Here is a 283-nt window from a genome sequence, read left to right on the forward strand (position 1 = left end):
GGCTTGCGCGTTGGTAGGTGTGCATCGCACGTCCTGGTACCGGCATCTGAATCCTCCGCCCCCGGCGGGGATCACCGTTCCGCATGCCGACCGGGACTACCCGAACCGGATCACCGCCGCCGAAACCGAGGAGTTTATGGGGCTGCTCAATTCCAAGGAATATGGGAATCTCTCGGTCACTCAGGCCTATTACCGCATGTTGGACGCGGGGCATTGTTCGTTCTCGATAGCGGCGGCGCACCGGATGGTGGCCAGGCACGGGCAGAACGGAGACCGCCGCTCA

Annotated in this window: 1 protein-coding gene; it reads left to right on the top strand. The window is 63.3% G+C overall.

Features of this window, described 5'->3' with window-relative positions; translation table 11 throughout:
- A partial coding sequence (locus JYA52_RS01175) for a hypothetical protein (RefSeq protein WP_205651326.1) occupies window positions 1-283 on the top strand: 283 nt, incomplete at both ends.

Source organism: Arthrobacter pascens (assembly GCF_017052465.1).
GTDB lineage: Bacteria > Actinomycetota > Actinomycetes > Actinomycetales > Micrococcaceae > Arthrobacter > Arthrobacter pascens.